The sequence below is a fragment of the Stenotrophomonas sp. 96582_Sma genome (assembly GCF_056480905.1).
In genome coordinates, this window is record NZ_CM151122.1 from 2962572 (window position 1) to 2980609 (window position 18038).

19 protein-coding genes are annotated in these 18038 nt (G+C 64.3%); 7 read left to right on the forward strand and 12 right to left on the reverse strand.

Going from position 1 to position 18038, the window contains the following annotated elements; translation table 11 throughout:
• Nucleotides 1-79 precede the first annotated feature (79 nt).
• The 10 genes from ACZK2R_RS13735 to ACZK2R_RS13780 form a co-directional block, all read right to left on the reverse strand.
• Nucleotides 80-388: a VirB3 family type IV secretion system protein gene (locus ACZK2R_RS13735; protein ID WP_010484859.1), complete on the reverse strand. Its 309-nt coding sequence runs from the start codon at nucleotides 386-388 to the stop codon at nucleotides 80-82.
• Nucleotides 381-791 carry a TrbC/VirB2 family protein gene (locus ACZK2R_RS13740; RefSeq protein WP_010484857.1) on the reverse strand — a complete coding sequence of 137 codons (411 nt, stop codon included), beginning with the start codon at nucleotides 789-791 and terminating at the stop codon, nucleotides 381-383. Before ACZK2R_RS13740 ends, ACZK2R_RS13735 begins: the two co-directional genes overlap by 8 nt.
• 73 nt (nucleotides 792-864) lie before the next feature.
• Nucleotides 865-1848 carry a lytic transglycosylase domain-containing protein gene (locus ACZK2R_RS13745; protein WP_049463037.1) on the reverse strand — a complete coding sequence of 328 codons (984 nt, stop codon included), beginning with the start codon at nucleotides 1846-1848 and terminating at the stop codon, nucleotides 865-867.
• A gap of 3 nt (nucleotides 1849-1851) precedes the next feature.
• Nucleotides 1852-2895, reverse strand: coding sequence for a P-type DNA transfer ATPase VirB11 (virB11, locus tag ACZK2R_RS13750; protein WP_032976212.1), 1044 nt, complete (start codon nucleotides 2893-2895; stop codon nucleotides 1852-1854).
• Nucleotides 2896-2909: 14 nt separating this feature from the next.
• Nucleotides 2910-4166 carry a TrbI/VirB10 family protein gene (locus tag ACZK2R_RS13755; protein WP_125893915.1) on the reverse strand — a complete coding sequence of 419 codons (1257 nt, stop codon included), beginning with the start codon at nucleotides 4164-4166 and terminating at the stop codon, nucleotides 2910-2912.
• Nucleotides 4163-4942, reverse strand: coding sequence for a TrbG/VirB9 family P-type conjugative transfer protein (locus ACZK2R_RS13760; RefSeq protein WP_101765724.1), 780 nt, complete (start codon nucleotides 4940-4942; stop codon nucleotides 4163-4165). The genes ACZK2R_RS13755 and ACZK2R_RS13760 overlap by 4 nt, the downstream gene beginning before the upstream one ends.
• Nucleotides 4939-5994, reverse strand: a complete 1056-nt coding sequence (locus ACZK2R_RS13765; protein ID WP_032129528.1) for a VirB8 family type IV secretion system protein — start codon at nucleotides 5992-5994, stop codon at nucleotides 4939-4941. Before ACZK2R_RS13765 ends, ACZK2R_RS13760 begins: the two co-directional genes overlap by 4 nt.
• 91 nt (nucleotides 5995-6085) lie before the next feature.
• Complete coding sequence (locus ACZK2R_RS13770; protein ID WP_032129529.1) at nucleotides 6086-6532, reverse strand: hypothetical protein; 447 nt, start codon at nucleotides 6530-6532, stop codon at nucleotides 6086-6088.
• 427 nt (nucleotides 6533-6959) lie between these two features.
• Nucleotides 6960-8639, reverse strand: coding sequence for a type IV secretory system conjugative DNA transfer family protein (locus ACZK2R_RS13775; protein WP_125893913.1), 1680 nt, complete (start codon nucleotides 8637-8639; stop codon nucleotides 6960-6962).
• Nucleotides 8640-8675: 36 nt separating this feature from the next.
• Nucleotides 8676-8933, reverse strand: a complete 258-nt coding sequence (locus tag ACZK2R_RS13780) for a hypothetical protein (RefSeq protein ID WP_006374755.1) — start codon at nucleotides 8931-8933, stop codon at nucleotides 8676-8678.
• 235 nt (nucleotides 8934-9168) lie between these two features.
• Here ACZK2R_RS13780 and ACZK2R_RS13785 point away from each other — a divergent pair, with 235 nt between their 5' ends.
• Nucleotides 9169-10380, forward strand: coding sequence for an MFS transporter (locus ACZK2R_RS13785; RefSeq protein ID WP_125893911.1), 1212 nt, complete (start codon nucleotides 9169-9171; stop codon nucleotides 10378-10380).
• Nucleotides 10381-10396: 16 nt separating this feature from the next.
• Here the strand turns inward: ACZK2R_RS13785 and ACZK2R_RS13790 are convergent, their stop codons facing one another.
• Nucleotides 10397-10876 carry a MerR family transcriptional regulator gene (locus ACZK2R_RS13790; protein WP_125893909.1) on the reverse strand — a complete coding sequence of 160 codons (480 nt, stop codon included), beginning with the start codon at nucleotides 10874-10876 and terminating at the stop codon, nucleotides 10397-10399.
• Between the two features lie 89 nt (nucleotides 10877-10965).
• Between ACZK2R_RS13790 and ACZK2R_RS13795 the strand changes: the two genes are divergently transcribed.
• The 4 genes from ACZK2R_RS13795 to ACZK2R_RS13810 all read left to right on the forward strand — a co-directional run bounded on the left by ACZK2R_RS13795 (nucleotide 10966) and on the right by ACZK2R_RS13810 (nucleotide 13518).
• Entirely contained in the window at nucleotides 10966-12204 is a 1239-nt protein-coding gene (locus ACZK2R_RS13795; RefSeq protein WP_180837947.1) for an NADH:flavin oxidoreductase/NADH oxidase family protein, read from the forward strand.
• A 93-nt stretch (nucleotides 12205-12297) separates the two neighbouring features.
• Nucleotides 12298-12774 (forward strand): hypothetical protein, encoded by a 477-nt coding sequence (locus ACZK2R_RS13800; protein WP_125893904.1) that lies wholly within the window; start codon nucleotides 12298-12300, stop codon nucleotides 12772-12774.
• Between the two features lie 103 nt (nucleotides 12775-12877).
• A complete protein-coding gene (locus ACZK2R_RS13805; protein ID WP_010484830.1) occupies nucleotides 12878-13147 on the forward strand; it encodes a hypothetical protein in 270 nt (89 codons plus the stop codon).
• 125 nt (nucleotides 13148-13272) lie between these two features.
• Nucleotides 13273-13518: a hypothetical protein gene (locus ACZK2R_RS13810; RefSeq protein ID WP_049398237.1), complete on the forward strand. Its 246-nt coding sequence runs from the start codon at nucleotides 13273-13275 to the stop codon at nucleotides 13516-13518.
• Nucleotides 13519-13563: 45 nt separating this feature from the next.
• On the opposite strand, the gene ACZK2R_RS13815 is transcribed toward ACZK2R_RS13810, so the two are convergent.
• On the reverse strand, nucleotides 13564-15093 hold the full coding sequence (locus tag ACZK2R_RS13815; protein ID WP_180837946.1) for an FAD-dependent monooxygenase: 1530 nt from the start codon (nucleotides 15091-15093) through the stop codon (nucleotides 13564-13566).
• Between the two features lie 82 nt (nucleotides 15094-15175).
• Here ACZK2R_RS13815 and ACZK2R_RS13820 point away from each other — a divergent pair, with 82 nt between their 5' ends.
• On the forward strand, nucleotides 15176-15820 hold the full coding sequence (locus ACZK2R_RS13820) for a TetR/AcrR family transcriptional regulator (RefSeq protein ID WP_049398239.1): 645 nt from the start codon (nucleotides 15176-15178) through the stop codon (nucleotides 15818-15820).
• Between the two features lie 73 nt (nucleotides 15821-15893).
• On the forward strand, nucleotides 15894-18035 hold the full coding sequence (locus ACZK2R_RS13825) for a TonB-dependent siderophore receptor (RefSeq protein WP_180837945.1): 2142 nt from the start codon (nucleotides 15894-15896) through the stop codon (nucleotides 18033-18035).
• The last annotated feature ends 3 nt before the right edge of the window (nucleotides 18036-18038 follow it).

The window sequence follows — 18038 nt, forward strand, 5'->3', positions numbered from 1 at the left end:
GACTGCTTCCAAAGAGGTACTGCCAAGGAGTTTCAAGAGACCTGGCGGGCGAGAACGCCCGCCAGGCCGGATCCGGACCTCAATCCATTCGGGCCGGCTTGTTGCGGTAGTGATTGGGGTTGAACACCCACATGCCATCGTGTTCCGGCACGTTGCGCACCTTCAGCTTGAACATCAGTCGCAGGCCCAGCAGGCGGAAGATCATTTCGTCACGCTTGGCCATGTGCCGCATGATGAAAATCGCCACCGGAATGGTGAGCAGGAACCAGAAGTTCGTGTACACACTGAGCAGCAACAGCCCGCCTGCCACCATGAAAAATGGCAGATAAGGCACGCCCAGGAACATCGCTGGGCGCGTGCAGCCGCGGAACACGACGTTCTTATGCACTGTAGTACTGGATCGCGTTGTTGATCAGGTAGTAGGTCGTGCTGGTGCCAGCACCGCACTTGCCGTCGCTGCCTTCACCCAGCAGCATGCGCGCGATCTGGCCGGCGGCACCGATCAGCACGCCACCGATCAGGATCGGCGCGACGTCGCTGATGCGCTTGTGAGCAAAAGCGATCTGGTAGCCCGCGAAGATCACCGCAATGGTCACCACGGCGATCGAGGCCATGTTCAGCAGGCCGTTGATGTTGGAGAAGAAACCGCAGACCTTCTTGTCGGTGCCGCCGAAGTCGGTGTTGGTGGCGAACACCTGCGGGGCGAACAGTGCGCCAACGAAGATCGTGGCCATCAGCAGGGTCTTCAGCGTGCGCTGGGCCTGGACGAGGTCGAGATTGGATCGCTTCATGGATTGATTTCCTTGTTGATGGACTAACACAACTGAATCGACCAGCCGGGGGACTGGCCGCACCACGACTTCGTCAGAACACGAAGGCCGCATCCCCTGCGGGAATCTGCTGCAACGGCGCAGCCTGCACCGGTGCATTGAATGAATTTTCGCCACCGGCCACAGGCTGGTTGCGCTCGCTCCAGGGCCGCAGCATCACGGGCCCCTCGCTGCCGGCGCTGGCAGCGCCCGGCAACTGCTGCGGCATGGCCATTGTCTGCGCCGGACCCTGCTGAGGCAGCTGCTGAGGCAGGCCACCGGCCTGTTGCTGCGGATAGGCGGCCCCTTGGGTGGGCTGCGCCTGCGGCTGCATCATCCGATCCACCGAGCCCAGTACCACTTTGGAAAGCGCCTGGTCGGCGATGTTCAGCAGGCTGCCCCGCGCCATTGCACCGGTGGACGGATACACGACATACGCACGTGCCGGATCTTCCGACGGCACGTACACCGGGCCACTCGCCTGCGCAACGATGCGCGCCTGCGCCGGCGAAGCGAGCTGCGGGTGATGCTCGACCTTCACGCTGCGGCGTTCGCCGCGACTCACCACGTCGATCGGTGCAACACCATTGCTGGCAAGCTGCTGCCCACGGCGCATCGAGTCATAGACCTTCTGCACATAACCATGACGGAAGCCGGTCTCGAAATTGCCCGAGTAGTAGCAGCTGAACGACTTGCCCCAGTCACCACCGGAGCGCTTGTAGCACTCGGCGAGGATGCGCGAACCGGCCTGCAGGTTCGGGCACTGCTGGAAGGCCTTCTCGTAGGAATCCAGACCGTACTTGCCGAGGTTGTAGCGATTGACCTGGGCCAGGCCAATGGAGAAGTTGTAGCCCTTCTCCTCCAGCATGCGAACGGTGGCCAGCGCCTCGTCCAGGGCCTTGGGCTGGCGCACCAAGGCACCACCGACCACGCCGATGGCGTAAGGGTTGCGCGACGATTCCACGTTGATGACGTGCTGCATCACGTCCATCGAGACGGCCATTTCCGGGCACGCCATCATTTCCAGTCCTGGCAGCATTGGTCAGCCCTCCTGCCCCTGGGCACGCCCAGGATTGAAATCAATACCGGTGATATAGCGCGAGCCTGCGTGCGCCTTGATATGCACGACGATGTCGATGGTCATCATCAGCAGTCGCTTGATCACGTTGAATTCCAGGCCCGAACCTTCGGTCGAGGCCTTGACCATCAGCGCCAGCTGATCCCAGGTCTGCTCCGGGCTGCCGGCATGGCAACTGGTGATCGAGCCCGGATGGCCCGATGCGCAGTTGCGGATGAAGTAGAACGCCTCGTCACCGCGCAGCTCGGCGAGGATGATGCGCTCGGGTTTCATGCGCAGACAGGCTTCCATGCAGCTCTTTGCGCTGACATTGCTGGTGCTCTGCCCACCCTTGGAGTACAGCAGGTGCACCACATTGGGTTGGGTCAGAAACAGCTCGCGCGCATCCTCGATCGTGACCAGGCGCTCGCTGTCCGGGATATGATTGACCAGCGCTTTCATGAAGGTGGTCTTGCCGCTACCGGTCGCACCGGATACGACGATGTTCTTGCGGTACATGACCGCACGCCGGAAGAACTCGGCGTACTCGCGCTGCTGGCGCAGCTCCAGAAGCTCGCGATCCTGCTCGCTCAGACTGCCATCCTGTTCCAGAATCTGGTTGAAGAAACCATCCTCGTGGTACTGGGTGAGCGACTTGGTGTGCTTGGACGGCAGGCGGATAGTGATCGAAACCTTGCCGGCGTCACATGCGGGCGGAATCACGAACTGCGCACGCTGGCCGGTGGGGAACGTGAGCGACACGACCGGATCGGCATCGGTGATGCGCTGGCCGGTGTTGCTCTCGTTCACCACCGCCGTGCAGAACTGCCGGGCCCGCTCGAAGGTCAGGCTCGGCACGTCTACGCGCTGCCACCCCGCCCGGGTTTCCAGGTACAGCTCACCGGGACGGTTGATGCAGATTTCCGTCACTTCCGGGGAAGTCATGTACTCGGCGATGCCCAGCACTTCGTACTGATAGCGCAGGAAATCGCTGGAGACGAGGGCGAGGGGTGACACTTCGGCGTCCATGATCGTTCGTTGGGTTACCGGCGGGGGTGGAGCACGTTGGTGAAGTCGACGTCCTTGGCGACGTAGACGTTCACGATCGTGCCCTGGTTGATGGTGACTGTCGGCGGACGACGGTTGCTGCTGAGTGCCTCGTTGGCCAGGCGCTCCATCGTGCGTGCGGTAGCACTCTCATAGGGCGACTGCACCGTCATGCCGTTGTTGGCGATGGTGGTCGTCTCCGGACCGTGTTCGGCAGCCGCGTACTTGAAGGCATCGGAAATCAGGCTGATCATCAGCGCCGAGGCGATACGGCTGCCCCAGTGCGCGCTGTACTGGCCCGGATGACCGGCGCCGCCCAGCTGATCCACGCCCGGGCTGGACATCGCAACATCGATGCCATTGGGGGTGGTGATGCGATCCCAGATCACTTCCACGCGCTTGCCGATCGGACCACCGCCGTAGGCGCCATAGATCTTGGAGCCCTTGGGCAGCAGCAGGTTGCGACCGTTGATCGAGTACACCGGCTCGGTCAGCAGGCACGACGTGTAGCCGGCCAGATCGGTGATGATGCGGGTTTCCAGCACGCACCGCAGGTAGGTGCCGCGCACCAGCAGCGCATCGGGGCTCTGGATGTAGGTGGCACTGGAAACGTCTTCCACATCCGGCCCACGGCGGATCTTCTGCTGCCCCTGCTGGTTGTTGGGCATCATGTTCGCAAGCAGCGCCTGGCGGGTCTGTTCGTCGAGCGCACTGCGCTGCGGTTGCGCGCGATTGCCCGCCGCAAGCGCGGCATCATCCACGCCAGCCATCCGGCGCTCGACCAGCGTCGGCCCACGGGGTTCCATGGCTTCCGGCCGGGACGCGATGGGCACCAGCTTCGGACCTTCGTCCTGCGACATCGGCGGAAGCATCGGAATCGGTTCGGCGGCAGTCGGCGGCGCCTGCGGAGGCGGCGCAACGTCCGGCAATGTCGGCGTGCTGGCACGTGCGACATCCGGCACCTTCTGCACGGCGTCATCACTATCCTGGCCCTTGCGGAACAGCAGGAAGCCCATTGCCATCAGCAGCAGCACGATGCCGCCGAGGAACAGCAGCGCCTTGCGGTTCAACCGCTGTTCTTCGGCCGAGCGCAGCTGCGGCGCGGCCGCGTCCAGATCCGGCGCCGGCTCGGCCTGGGCCGTGCCGAAGTAGGGATTCGACGGCGCGTCCGGGGCACCCTGTGCGCCGTACGGGCTCTGGCTCTCGTCGCGTCCGTTGTTCGGGTCGTTTCCGGGAGTGTTCTGCTGGCTCATTTCTTCACGTTCCTTCGCAGGCCGACGACGAAGTCGCCGTGGCGGATGACCAGGTACGGGTGCGTCCCGTGCACGATCAGCGTATTGCCTTCAACCGTGGTGTTGACCACGAAGTCTTCACCGTATTCCGTTTCGCGACCAAAAACCGCCGGGAAGATGCCGGTCTTGTACTCCGGCGAATTCGGCAGTTTCAGATAGGTGAAACGACCATCGTCATAGGCGTTGACCGGTATCAGCCACCCCATCTTCTTCGCCTTGCTGGTCGAATAGGAGTAGTTGAAGTTGTACTGGCGGTCCTTGGCCAGTTCAGAGCTCAACAACGGCTTGGCCTCTTCCTCGACCGCCTCCTGGGCGACGCCGAACACGGTGTCGTTCGGATAGACGAAGGCGATCTTGTACTGCACGCCTGCACGACGGGCCTGTTCCAGCTGGCGCCAGTCGGTGGCCACCACCTTCAGCTCGAAGATGTAGGAATGAGTCTCGGTGCGCACCATCATGTTGGTGTCGACGTCGACGTTCTTCGGCTTGATGTAGAACACGTTCTCACGACGGGTCAGCTCCCAGCCGCTGCTGAAGCCGGTGCTGTAGTCGAGGATCTTCTCGTTCGGGCTCAGTTCGATCTGGGTGGTCAGGCCCAGACCGGTGCGAACCGGATAGATGCGGTCCTTCTCGTACTCGTAATGGTCCACCGCCTGCGCCATCGCCGCTGCTGAAAACAACAGCGACAACATCGACAGCAGCGCCAGTGCGCTTCCCCTGATATTTCGACTACTCATCGGTTGCTTGCTCCATCAGCAGTTCCGGTGGAATTGTTCTGCGCCGGCCTCATGGCCGGCTGTCCGGGCATGGCCTGCCCCGGCATTGCTTGCCCCTGCACCGGCTGACCCGGCATGGGCTGCCCCTGTACGGGCTGACCCGGCATCGGCTGGCCCGGCGTCGGGCCATTGGCCGGGACGGCGACCGGCTGGCCGGTGGCCGGATCGATCATCGTGGCCGCGGCCGGGTTGTTGGGATCGTAGACACCCTGGGCCTGCTGCGCGGCCTGTGCAGCCTGCTGCGCCTGCGCCTGCATGGCGCCGTCATCCGGCACCGGGACGCCACGGGAATAGTCGTTGTCGACGCGATACTCGGTGACCTGGAAGGCCAGCGGATTGAGGATGCGATCCTGCTCGGACAGCGCCAGGTTCTGGTTGTAGCCGAAGCGCATCGTCACCAGCTGGTTGTCCAGGTAGGTGGCAACGCCAGTGCGCTTGTCCAGCAGGCTGCGCTGGATGCGCACCGAAGCGCCGCGGAAGCTGCCGTTCGCTTCGGCGCCCAGCGGCGTGATGCTGAGGATCTTGACCCGGATGGCACGTTCGCGGCCATACATGACGAACGGGTTCTGCGGGTTGTTGCCGGCATAGCGCACGCGCATGGACTGCGCCACCGGATCGGTGGACATCACGAACACCAGTTCCCAATCGCGCAGGCCCATCACCGCCGAGTCGTACGACTCGCGCGCCAGTACGTACTGGGCCACATTGCTGCGATTGATCGCTTCGTTGCTGGTAATCGTCTCGCCCTGGAAGGTCCCGCTCAGGCGTGCGACCGTCGCGGTACCCGTGTACGCATCGGCCATCACCAGGAACGGCACCTTCTCCTTCAGCGGCAGCATGTAGTAGTAGCCGCCCGCCAGTGCGAGCGACATCAGCAACGAGCCCGTGGCGACCCACCAGGCACGGCGCTCGCTGCGACGCGCCATGTCGGCCACGGTGATCTCGTAGCTGACCGCCTTGGCGACCGACTGCTCGACCTTGGGACTGTTGCCGGGATCCTTCTTGCGGAACATGGATTCTTCCGTACTGCTGAAACATCAATGGGCATGGAGCCCCTGCGACAGGCGCGCGGGGAGCGGCACGTTCGATGGTTTCGAGGTGGACTCAGGTGCCGCTGTTGGAATCAGCGCCCTGCGCCGACGCGGTGGGCGTCGAGCCTGCGCTCTGCACAACGATCTGGTTGCCAACAATGGAGACGGAGATGCCTTGCGCCGAATACGCCGAAGTCAGATCGATCACGGCCTGCTGCGCATTGGTGGTGTCGATCTTCGAGACCGCGCCATACAGCGTGAAGTCCGAGCTGAGGCGGTAGTCCAGTGTTCGTCCGGAATCCTTGGCCCAGCGCTCGAGCATGGCTTTGAGCGTGCCATCCATCGGCGAGGCCTGGTAGACGTAGCTGGAATACAGCGGGATCTCGGTCGTCGCCACGGCAAAGCGGTTGACCGGCTTCCAGCGCCCACCGAAATCGGGGGCGGACTTGGTGGCACACCCTGCCACCATCAGCGCCGCAACTGCGGCGATGGAGATTTTCGCGATAAACGCCTGATTCATACGGGCTTCACTTTGACGTACGAAAAAGCAGTCCCGAGCGTTGGTTCCCTGGCCGTCCGGCGCTGCATGGCGCACGCCGGAATCGGGGAGGCGCGCTGGCATGCAGCACACCTGCCCCGGCTCCCCTGCAGCCCGAAAGCTGCCAACCAGGTCGCGGGGCCGCCAGACGTTGCCGACGACACACCCGCACACCCTCACCAACGTCGAAACCATCCTTGTTTCCATGGCACAAACTCCTGGCCACCCTGCGTTACAACTTTTGCCATCCAGCACACACTTCTGGATGACGCACACAGAGTTACACAACCACGCGTCAATTCCATGTCAGACAAGTCTGAAAATCTATGAACAGATGCCGAATTTTTGACTCAGCTCACGCTTTCACGTCGGTGAATATGAATCTACGTCACAAATTTAGCGACGTGAATTAGACGTTAAGCATCGGAACGTCGACCTTCGGCAGCAGCCGCGATGTGAAATAGCGATCCTTGTAATAGCGGATCTTGTCGCACTTCACCGGATGCGGTATGCCCTCGTAGAGGAATACTTCCTTGTCCGGCCCCATCGCCTTCAGCTCCTGCGGCAGCATCAGTGCACGCCGCTCTTCGGTGAAGTTATGGGTCTTCTCACGGGCATGGGTGACGTTCTTCTTGCGGACGGTGGTGTAGCCCAGCATGTCCGAGTAGTCGTTGGCGTCCTGCTGCTCGCGCGGCGCGTACAGGATCTGCAGTGCGTGGTTGGTGATGATCGTGCGTGACACTTCCCGGCCGTAGGTGGCATCAAGCTGGGACATGCTCTGGATGATCGGCAGCAGGCGGATGTTGTAACCGGCCATGTAGGACACCGCCGAGGCGATGATCTCGACCTTGCCGATCGAGGTAAATTCGTCCATCAACAGCAGGCACTGGTACTTCAGGTCCGGGTTGGACTTGGGCAGTTCCTTGGTGTTGAGGTTGATCAACTGGCTGAAGAACAGGTTGATGATCAGCCGGCTCTCGGCCAGCTTGTTGGGCTGGATGCCGATATAGATGGTCATCTTCTTCCTGCGCACATCGGTCAGCAGGAAGTCGTTGCTGCTGGTGGCCTTGTCCAGCACCGGATTGATCCAGGGATTGAGCGGCTCCTTGAAGGTGCCCAGGATCGAGGCGAAGGTCTCGTCGGCCTGGGACAGCATGTTGGCGAACGCCGAACGCGCGTTGGCGCTGAGGAACGACCGCTCCGACAATGCCTTGAGGTACTTCTTCAGATCGGTGCCGTCCCCCGACGACAACCGGTAGACAGCGCCCAGCGTGGGCGTCCCCGAGCCGCCCGGGAAACCGCTGCTGCGCTCGTCGTCCCAGTTTTCGAACAGATACAGGGTGAAGGCCATGAACGCGTTGCGCGCCTGGCTGACCCAGAATTTCTGGTCCTCGGCCCCGTCCGGATACAACATCGCGGCGATGCTCATCAGGTCCGAGACACGGAACGCCGGGTCATCGGAAACATAGCTGAGCGGGTTCCAGCGGTGCGTGCGCCGATCTTCGGCGAAAGGATTGAACAGGTAGATCTCCTGCCCTTGACTGGCACGCCAGCCACTGGTCAGGTCGAAGTTCTCCTGCTTGATGTCCAGCACCACCAGCGATTCGCCGTACTCCAGCAGGTTCGGGATGACGACGCCCACGCCCTTACCTGAACGGGTGGGCGCTGCAAGGATCACGAACTGCTGGCCGTCCAGCCGCACCAGCTTGCCGCCATGGCTGCCAACCACGATGCTCTGGCCGGTCTTCTTGAACATGCCGTGCTTGGACAGGTCGGCGCCGGTGGCAAAGCGCGCGTCGCCGTGCAACGAGCGCTTGTCCTTCTTCAGCAGCAGCACCAGGCCGGTCACCAGCAGCACCAACAGCGGCAGGCCGAAGCCGAGATAGCCGGCCCACTTGATCTTGCCCACGAACGGCGCGACCTGCGGCTGGCCAATGGCGTGGTAATACTGGTAGTACGTGTTCCAAGTGAACAGCTTGGTGTCCAGCCCCAGCAACAACAGGGTCAGGTAACCGGAAAACACGAAACCAAGCAGCAGGGTCGCCAGCGTGATGATGGCGATGAGCAGATACTTCTTACTGGGCAACACCCGGATCCTCCATGATGCGCACAAGGGCGCGACGGCCTAGCGGCGGCGCCAGCGCGACGCCTTCTTCCGCAGGTGGTTTTCGTTCTCCAGCCCGGGCTCTTCGCCCTCTTCACGCACCAGTGCCTGCAGGCGTTGGCGCGCTTCGGCCAGCGACATCAGGTCGGTCAGACGATCCCCATCGTCGGCGACGACCGCATGGCCGACCACATCGCCCGGAGCGTACACCGGCGCGTAGGACACCGCTACCAGCTGATAGCGGCCGCGCGTCTCCAGCACATGCCTGAATTCCTGCATCGACATCCTCCTTGTTCCAGCACTCCGCAGCCCCTGTGTTTCGCATCATGCCGACGTCCATGTCGTCATTACATGCAGGACGCCGACAACAATGCGCCGAACCTGCTTTCGTAACGAGCCCGTGCCCGGCTTGCCGCAACCCCACGGATCAAACGCTGATTTACCCCCAGCGTGGCTGCTGCTGTTGCGGTGCAGCAGTACAATGCACGGCTCCCCGCCCCCATCGCGCCCCCGCATGAGCCCCAACTCTTCCCTGGCTGCGCGGCTGACGCCCCGTCAGCGCACCCTGATCATCCTTGCCCTGTCCCTGGGCGGCTTCGCCATCGGTACCAGCGAGTTCGCCAGCATGGGCCTGATGCTGGAGATCAGCCGTGGCCTGTCGATCTCCGAAACCCAGGTCGGCCACCTGATCAGCGCCTATGCCATCGGCGTGGTCGTCGGTGCGCCGATTCTCGCCTTCGTCGGCGCCAGCTTCCCGCGCCGCAAGCTGCTGCTGGCGCTGATGGGCTTCTATGCTGTCGGCAACCTGGCCAGCGCACTGGCACCGAACTACGGCACGATGCTGATCGCACGTTTCGTTGCCGGCTTGCCGCATGGCGCCTACTTCGGCGTGGCGATGCTGGTGGCCGCCGCAATCAGTCCGGCCGGCCAGCGCGGCCAGGCGATGTCGCGCGTACTGCTGGGCCTGTCGATCGCGATCCTGGTCGGCAATCCGCTGACCACCTGGCTGGGCCAGCAGCTGAGCTGGCGCACCGCCTTTGCCCTGGTCAGCGTGCTGGCCATCGCCACCGTGGCGATGATCGCGCGCTTCCTGCTGCCGGACCCGGACGAGGTGCGCACCTCGCCGATGCGCGAACTGCGTGCCTTCAACACCCCCCAGGTGTGGCTGGCGCTGGCGATCGGCGCGGTCGGTTTCGCCGGCATGTTCTGCGTGTTCACCTACCTGGCGCCGACCCTGGTGCAGGTCACCGGCGTGGCCGAATCGTGGATGCCGCTGGCGGTGGGCGTGTTCGGCATCGGCGCGATCATCGGCAACATCGCCGGTGGCTGGCTGGTCGACAGGTTCCACTTCAAGGCCGCCGCGGTGGTGCTGCTGTGGTCGATCGTGATGCTGCTGCTGTATCCGCTGGCCGCGCAATCGGTGTGGACCATCGGCCCGATGATCATCACCGTCGGCACCATGGGTGCGCTGGCTGCGGTGCTGCAGACCCGCCTGATGGACGTGGCCGGCGAAGCACAGACCCTGGCTGCCGCCTCCAACCATGCCGCCTTCAATACCGCCAACGCGCTCGGCCCGTGGCTGGGTGGCATGGCGATCAGCGCCGGCTTCAGCCCGGCCAGCACCGGCTACGTCGGTGCGGCCACCGCCATCGGCGGCCTGCTGCTGTGGTGCGTGGCGGTGATGCTGGACAAGAAGCGCAAGAGCGCCGTCGCCGGCAGCCTCTGAACATCGCGCCGGATCGTCATTCGCTGCCCGTGCGGCGGCGGCGATCCGGCCGTAGCAACGCGGTATCGCCGGCCGCCAGGGTCGTCCGCGCCAGCTCACCACGCTTCACCCGGTCCAGCACCCGCTGCGAATTGGCCGCGCAATCGATGCCCTCCGGCCGCGCCTGGATATCTTCGATCAGGGCCAGCAGGTGCGCACGGCTCTCTGACAGCCGCAACTGCAGCGCTTCGATGTCGGCCACCTTCTGCTGCAGCATCGTGATCAGTACCTCGTGCTGCCACTGGCCCATGTCCGGCGGCAACAGCGCGCGGATCTCTTCCAGGCTGAAACCGGCGCGCTGCGCACCGGTGATCAGTTCCAGCAGCAGCACCGCCTGCTCCGGATAATCGCGGTAGCCGTTGGCCTGGCGCTGGACCACCAACAACCCGGCCTCTTCGTAGAAGCGGATGCGCGACGCTGCCAGGCCCGTGCGGCGGGCCAGCTCACCGATCTTCATCTGCCTGAATCCTCGACATGGAAGCCTGTTGACCTTCAATCAAACTTGAAGGTTAGCGTAGCCCCATTCCCCTGTCCTGGAGCTGTCCGATGTCGCTGTTCTCGCCCCTGGCACTGCCCTCCGGTGCCGTCATCCGCAACCGCATCGCCAAGGCGGCGATGGAGGAAAACATGGCCGACGCCGACCACGCTCCCTCCGAAGCGCTGCTGCAGTTGTACCAGCGCTGGGCCGACGGCGGCGCCGGACTGATCATCACCGGCAACGTGATGGTCGATGGGCGCGCCATGACTGGGCCCGGCGGCGTGGTACTGGAGGATGATCGCCACCTCGACCGCTTCACTGCCTGGGCGGACACTGCCCGCTCGCGGGGTGCGCAGATGTGGATGCAGATCAATCACCCGGGGCGGCAGATGCCGGCCGCACTCGGTCAACCCGCGCTCGCGCCGTCGGCCGTTGCATTGCAGATGGGCGCGCTGTCCAAGCAGTTCGCGCCGCCGAAGGCGATGACCGAGGACGACATCGACTCGGTGATCGCGCGCTTCATCCGCAGTGCCGAACTGGCCGAGCGCGCCGGTTTCAGCGGGGTGGAGATCCATGCCGCGCACGGCTACCTGCTCAGCCAGTTCCTGTCGCCGTTGTCGAACCGGCGCGAAGACCACTGGGGCGGCAGCCTGGAAAACCGTGCGCGCCTGCTGCTGGAGATCGTGCAGGGTGTACGCGCGGCGGTGGCGCCCACATTCGTGGTGGCGGTGAAGCTCAATTCCGCCGATTTCCAGCGCGGCGGTTTCTCGCCCGAGGACGCACGCGAAGTGGTGGAGATGCTGGCCCCCCTCGGCGTGGATCTGGTCGAACTGTCCGGCGGCAGCTATGAAGCACCGGCCATGACCGGCGCCGCACGCGACGATCGCAGCGTGGCCCGCGAAGCGTACTTCCTCGAATTCGCACGCGAGATCGCCACGGTGGCAACGATGCCGTTGATGGTCACCGGCGGCATCCGCCGCCGCGAGGTGGCAGAACAGGTACTGGCCAGCGGCATAGCCATTGTCGGCATCGCCACCGCACTGGCGATCGAGCCGGATCTGCCACAGCACTGGCAGCAGGGCCGCGACCCGGCGCCGACGCTGCGCAACATCAACTGGCGCAGCAAGCCGCTGGCGGCCAGCGCACACATGGCGGCAGTGAAGTATCAGCTGGGCCGGTTGAGCCGGCGCCGCCCCACCGCACTCACGGTTTCACCGGCATGGGCACTGCTGCTGGCACAGGCGGCCGCACAGTGTCGGACCCGCCGCTACCGGCGCTGGATCAGCGCCCGCGCCATCGCACATTGAGCCGCGCGGTCTTCTCATCGCCGCAGCGATGCTCCACCATCTGCAGGGCCGGCGGCAGTCCGCCGCCGGTCGCAGCATGGAGATGGAACCCACGTGGCAGCAGGATCAACCAGGAACCGCGAGAAGCTGCTCGATGACCTGCTCTCGCTGGGCCGCAACTGGGCACTTGCCATCGCCATCGCCGGTGCCGGGGCCGCTGTCCACTACAACGAATCGGTCTACGAGGCCGGGCTCTGGCGCGGCCTGTTGCCCATGCTCTGCTTCCTGGTTGCGATCATCTGGATCGTGCTCAGCATCATCCGCTTCGACCTGACCATCCAGCAGCACTTCGAGCGCAAGCTGTCGCGCTGGCTCAGCCGCCTGCTCTACGTGCTGCTGCTCGGTACCGGCATCACCGCCGTGTTCTTCGTCACCGAGCTGGCAGAGAACAATCATATTGCGCGGATGTGCGACTCGGTAGCCAACGAACCCGGCAGCCGCATCTACAGGTCGGCCGAATGCCAGCGCCTGTATCAGCACCGCGCTGCCTACCGGCAACGGTTGGAATCGGCCGAGGGTGAGTTCGACTGAGGCCTGCATCGGCCCTGCATCGCGTGCGCGAAAAACACATGGCGTGGATATGTGATCGGGCACAGTGGCTGCGCCTCCCTTGCAGCAAACGAACGCCGCCGACATGCACCACCCGCCCGCCCCTGCCCGTCACGATGCCATCGCTCTGCAGGCTGGCGTGCTCGGCAGTGTGCTGGGCGTGACACTGTTCAAGGCGATCGCACTGTCAGCGCTGGCGAGTGGCTCTTTGATGGTGATCGGGCTGTGGCTGCTGGCCTGTGCGCTGCTGGCTGCCTGGGCACTGGCCGCCTGCCTGGCCTGCCTTGCGCTCAGCCGGCGCGTATTCGTGCTGATGCTGGCGCTGAGCATGATGCTGATGATCTGCGTGGCCTGACAGCAGCAGGCGCCGGACTATCGCGCATCTGTTACAGAATAACAAGTGTGATTGGTCGGATTGTCTGCGCCCGGTGTCACGGATTTGAATTCCATGGCCAGCCCGGCACCACCCGAGACCCTCCCATGAACCTGCAGCCCCTGCTCCGCACCACCCTCGTCGCCATCACCCTGGCCTCGCTCAGCGCCTGTGCAACCTATGACGACAGCAACATGCATCAGGCCTGCCAGGAGTCGCCGCATCTGAAGGACCTGCCGCGCGAAGTGGCTGCCCGCGAGAGCCGCTGCAACAAGAGCATGGAAGTGTGGTCGAGCGAGCGCAAGGGCAGTGACCGGCCGATCGACCTGAGCGGCAAGAAGAAGGATCTGTAACCGCACCCGGCGCAGCCCACATCGGCTGCGCCTCCGCCCTGTACGTCAGTCAGCCTCCGGCAGTCCGAACCCGCGCTGCAACGCTTGGCGCAACCCTGCCTGATCACCTCCCGCATCGCAGGCCCACGCGACAATTCCATCGGGCCTCACCAGTACCGCCCCCAGGCCGAGCGCATCGTCCACCGCCGAGGCAATGCGGGTGAACGGCTGCCGCCAACGGTCGACGGGGTTGTACGAAGCGCCGTTCTCATCGAGCACAAGCAACACCCCCTGCCCCGTCCTCAGCACCTCTCCCATGCGGCGGCCATCGGCCAGCAGGAAGTCCGGCACGCTGCGACCGGCCAATGGATGGCCATCGCCCAGATCGAGCTGTTGCGACACGCCCCAGACCCGTTCGGCCAGATAGGTGGCGCCATCGCGGGTGCCGGCCAGATCGGCCATGACCGCCGCCAACGCGCGCGAACCGGCTCCAGGACGCATCAGCGCAACCTGCGCGCGCGACCAGTCCAGTACGTTGGCGCCAATTGGATGCCGTTCCGCGTGATAGCTGTCCAGCAGCGCCACGTCAGCGTCACCGCGTATCACGCTAGCGAGTTTCCAGCCCAGGTTCATCGCATCGCCGATGCCCAGATTCAGGCCCTGCCCTCCCAACGGGGAATGCACGTGCGCAGCGTCGCCTGCCAGCAGCACGCGGCCGTTGCGATAGGCGCTGGCCTGGCGCGCACCATCGGTCCAGGTGCTGTGCAGATGCAGCGCGGTGATGGTCACGTCGCGGGCAGACACACGTCGCAGCAGCGATTGCGCTTCATCCAGCGCGAGAGGTTTTCGATGCCCGGCACCGCCATCGAAATCGGCAAGCGCGAGCACACCGGGGGGATTGAAATTGCACATGCCCTGCGCGGTGTACTGACGGCCCGGGGTCAGCACGCCGGGATCTTCCAGATCGACCTGCAGCGAATGACCGGTGAATTCGGGATCCGTGCCGATGAAACTGAAACCGCATTGCTTGCGCACTGTGCTGCGGCCTCCATCGCAACCTACCAGCCAGCGACCACGTACCGCCCCGTCAGCGGTCTCGATCTCCACTTCGGTTGCACCGGCGCGCACCGCCTGTACTGCACGCCCGCGTTCGATGCGCACGCCCAGCGTGGTCGCACGTTCGGCCAAGACCGTTTCCAGGGCCCGCAGCTCCACCGCCATCTGGCTGCCCACCGGCGACGGCAGGCGCCAGGTCCAGCGCGTGCGGTCGACGTCGTCCAAGGCAAACGGTATTCCGGCGAAGTGGCCGCCCAGCGCCCGCGGCTGCGCGAGCCAATGGGCGGTGCCGGGCGGCGGCGCCCCCTTCTCGGGCTTGAGCACCTGTGTCGCGGCGACCGCGTCCAACAGGCCGCGCCGATCCAATGCCTCCAGCGTAGAGGCGTTCAAGCCGCGCAGCCCGAATGGCAAGCGCTTCAACGGCGAGCCGGCGGATCTGGCCTGTTCCAGCACCAGCACTGAACACCCGGCCTGCGCCAGTTCACAGGACAGGAACAGGCCCACCGGGCCAGCACCGGCAATGACGACGTCGTACAGCATGGGGAATCCTTGTGAGCGCCGGGTCGGCGCTCTGGCGGGTCAAATGTTACACTCGGTGTACGTTTCCACAAGTGAACCGCCCATGACCCCGCCTCCAGGTCGTCGCGAACAACGCAAGGCCGAGACCCGACAAGCGATTTCGGACGTCGCCACCGAGCTGATCATCCGGCGTGGCTTCGAGGCCGTCTCCATGTCCGAAATCGCCGAAGCCGCGGGCGTCTCACGCAAGACGGTCTTCAACTACTTCGCCAGCAAGGAAGACCTGGTGTTCGATCGCGATGAGGAGGCGCGCATGCTGCTGCGCGAGGGCATGATGGCGCGCAGCGGCATGACCCCGCTGGCGGCCTTCCAGTCACTGGTGCGCGAGTTGCTGGAGGCTGGCCATCCGCTGCTGCGCATCAATGCCGGCGCTGCCGCCTTCTGGGGCACCGTGGCGGAGAGCCCGGTACTGGTCGCGCACGCGCGACGGCTGCAGGCGCAGTTGACTGACGACCTGGCGCGATTGATGGCCGACGCTGCCGGCCGGCCAGAACATGACGCCGAAGCGCGATTGGGCGCGGCCATGCTGCTGGCGTCGATGGTGGCGGCCTATGAGAAGGGATTGGCAAGCCAACTGCAGGGCGAGGACCCGCGTGAGGCCATGCTGCAGCTGATCGTGCGTGGCGCCACCGGGGTACTGGTGGCCTTGGCGGGCACCCCGTATACGGACCCCGGCGCGCGTCCATAACGCATTCGGGGGATAGGTCACGAAGTGTTGCAAATGCTAATCTTTCTCATTTACAGACACACACCCTCTCCCGATGCCTTTTCCAATGCCCCTGCAACGCGCCCTGTGCCTGGCACTGACCCTGCCCCTGGCACCCCTTGCCCATGCTGTCGAGCCCTCCACTGCCGCGCCAAAGGACCTGGACAAGGTCGAAGTTCGCGGACGTGCACAGACCCTGTACCGGGTGGACGATGCTGCGGTCGGCACCCGCACGGATACACCGCTGGAGCTGGTCCCACAATCGATCCAGGTCATCCCGCGTGAACTGATCGACGATCAGGCCGCGCGTCAGGTGACCGACCTCTATCGCAGCATCAGCGGCATCAGCTACTTCAGCTATGCCGGGGTGACCCTGCGCGGCTTCCGCCAGGAGAACGTGCTGTATGACGGCCTGCGCGGCGACCCGTATGCAGGTTTCTCGGTCCCGCAGTTGTTCAACATCGAGCGCGTGGAAGTGCTGAAGGGACCGGCAGGTGCGCTGTATGGCGGTGGTGATGCAGGCGGCGTCATCAACTATGTAACCCGCAAACCGAAAGCCAGTGCCGGACGCAACATCGAGATCCAGCTGGGCGACAAGAACTTTCGTGCCGGATCGATCGAGGGTACCGGGCCGTTGAATGCCTCCGGCAGCGTGCGCTATCGCGCCGGGCTGTATGCCGACAGTGAAAAGGGCGTGCGCTGGAACACCGACAGCGAAAGCGTGATCGGCGACGCCTCGCTGGCCTTCGACATCGGCCAGACCGGCGAGCTGGTGCTGCAGTTCACCGACATCACCCAGAACCTCGGCGGCAACCGCCTGCGCGGCGTGCCGGTGAATGATGCGGGCACCTTCCTGACCGACCGCCGCTGGAACCACAACGAGGCCAGCGACTTCCTCGACATGCGCGCCAAAGTGGCGCTGGCGCAGTACCGCTTCGCACCACGTGACAATCTGGATGTGGACTTCGCCGCTCGCTGGTTCAGCAACAACGAGCACCAGATGTACCACGAGCCGATGGGCCTGATCGATCGTGACCGCGATGGCGTGGCCGAGTGGATGACTCGCCAGCTGCGCAACCAGATCCGCGACAACGAAGCATTCACTGCCAACGGCAATGCAGTCTGGCGGGTGACGACCGGCGCGGTTGAGCACAAGGTGTTGTTCGGTGCCGATGTGTACCAGCTGGATGCGGATTTCACTGCACAGACCGCCAACAGCGCCGACCTTGCCCGTGGTGCGGGGCCGGTGCGCGGTATCGACCTGTTCAATCCCGTGTACGGCGCCAGTACCTGGCACGACTACAACCTGGCGGCCCTGCCCTGGCGCAGCACGTCCACCCGCAGCAAGCGCTATGGCGGCTATCTGCAGGACGAGCTGGCACTGGGCACACGCTGGCATGTGCTGGCCGGGCTGCGCTGGGATGGCTTCAAGGACGACGACCGCATTGCCGGCAGCAGTGTGGACGGCAACGACCTCAGCTGGCGGCTGGGAAGCACGTTCACCGTGCGCGAGGGCCTGAATGTCTACGCCAACGTGGCCAGTGGTTTCGTGCCGCAGAGTGCCGCCAACCAGAATCCGGCCGCTGGCGGACCGTTCGATGCCGAGCGCAGCAAGCAGTGGGAAGTGGGCATGAAGTCCCTGCTGGCCGACCGTGTGACCTTGAACATGGCCGCCTACCGGATCGACCGCAGCAATATCGTGCAGGCCACCGGCGAAGTGATCGGTGGCGTGAACCAGTTGGCCGCGCTGGGCCTGGTGCGCAGTACCGGCATGGAGCTGGATCTGCTGGCCGACCTCACCGAGCGCTGGGTGCTGAATCTGACCTACGCCTACAACGATGCGCGGGTGAAGGATGCAGGCCCGAATGGCATCACCAACGCTTCCGGCGACCGATTCGCCAATGCGCCACGCAACAAGCTGGGAATGTGGACGCGCTACGACCTGCCGTCGATCAACTCCGCCATCGGCTTTGGTGCTGACCATGTAGGTGAGCGCGTCAGTCTGGACGGGCAGACGGTCAAGGCTTACACCGTGTTCGACATGAGCTGGAAGACCACATGGAAGCAGTGGCAGTTCCAGGCCAACGTCAAGAACCTGTTCGACAAGGTATATGCAGCCAGCGGTTTCATCGCGCGCAACGGGCATTTCCCGGGTGAGCCGCGGCGGGTGTACGTGCAGGCCGCTTACAGCTTCTGACGC

What these genes read in the sequence shown, in the direction of transcription:
- ACZK2R_RS13755 (WP_125893915.1), bottom strand. Translation starts at nt 4,166, where the DNA reads ATGAGCCAGCAGAACACTCCCGGAAACGACCCGAACAACGGACGCGAC.
- ACZK2R_RS13825 (WP_180837945.1), top strand. Translation starts at nt 15,894, where the DNA reads ATGCCTTTTCCAATGCCCCTGCAACGCGCCCTGTGCCTGGCACTGACC.
- ACZK2R_RS13805 (WP_010484830.1), top strand. Translation starts at nt 12,878, where the DNA reads ATGCACCACCCGCCCGCCCCTGCCCGTCACGATGCCATCGCTCTGCAG.
- ACZK2R_RS13780 (WP_006374755.1), bottom strand. Translation starts at nt 8,933, where the DNA reads ATGCAGGAATTCAGGCATGTGCTGGAGACGCGCGGCCGCTATCAGCTG.
- ACZK2R_RS13815 (WP_180837946.1), bottom strand. Translation starts at nt 15,093, where the DNA reads ATGCTGTACGACGTCGTCATTGCCGGTGCTGGCCCGGTGGGCCTGTTC.
- ACZK2R_RS13740 (WP_010484857.1), bottom strand. Translation starts at nt 791, where the DNA reads ATGAAGCGATCCAATCTCGACCTCGTCCAGGCCCAGCGCACGCTGAAG.
- virB11 (WP_032976212.1), bottom strand. Translation starts at nt 2,895, where the DNA reads ATGGACGCCGAAGTGTCACCCCTCGCCCTCGTCTCCAGCGATTTCCTG.
- ACZK2R_RS13785 (WP_125893911.1), top strand. Translation starts at nt 9,169, where the DNA reads ATGAGCCCCAACTCTTCCCTGGCTGCGCGGCTGACGCCCCGTCAGCGC.
- ACZK2R_RS13765 (WP_032129528.1), bottom strand. Translation starts at nt 5,994, where the DNA reads ATGTTCCGCAAGAAGGATCCCGGCAACAGTCCCAAGGTCGAGCAGTCG.
- ACZK2R_RS13745 (WP_049463037.1), bottom strand. Translation starts at nt 1,848, where the DNA reads ATGCTGCCAGGACTGGAAATGATGGCGTGCCCGGAAATGGCCGTCTCG.
- ACZK2R_RS13770 (WP_032129529.1), bottom strand. Translation starts at nt 6,532, where the DNA reads ATGAATCAGGCGTTTATCGCGAAAATCTCCATCGCCGCAGTTGCGGCG.
- ACZK2R_RS13820 (WP_049398239.1), top strand. Translation starts at nt 15,176, where the DNA reads ATGACCCCGCCTCCAGGTCGTCGCGAACAACGCAAGGCCGAGACCCGA.
- ACZK2R_RS13760 (WP_101765724.1), bottom strand. Translation starts at nt 4,942, where the DNA reads ATGAGTAGTCGAAATATCAGGGGAAGCGCACTGGCGCTGCTGTCGATG.
- ACZK2R_RS13810 (WP_049398237.1), top strand. Translation starts at nt 13,273, where the DNA reads ATGAACCTGCAGCCCCTGCTCCGCACCACCCTCGTCGCCATCACCCTG.
- ACZK2R_RS13790 (WP_125893909.1), bottom strand. Translation starts at nt 10,876, where the DNA reads ATGAAGATCGGTGAGCTGGCCCGCCGCACGGGCCTGGCAGCGTCGCGC.
- ACZK2R_RS13795 (WP_180837947.1), top strand. Translation starts at nt 10,966, where the DNA reads ATGTCGCTGTTCTCGCCCCTGGCACTGCCCTCCGGTGCCGTCATCCGC.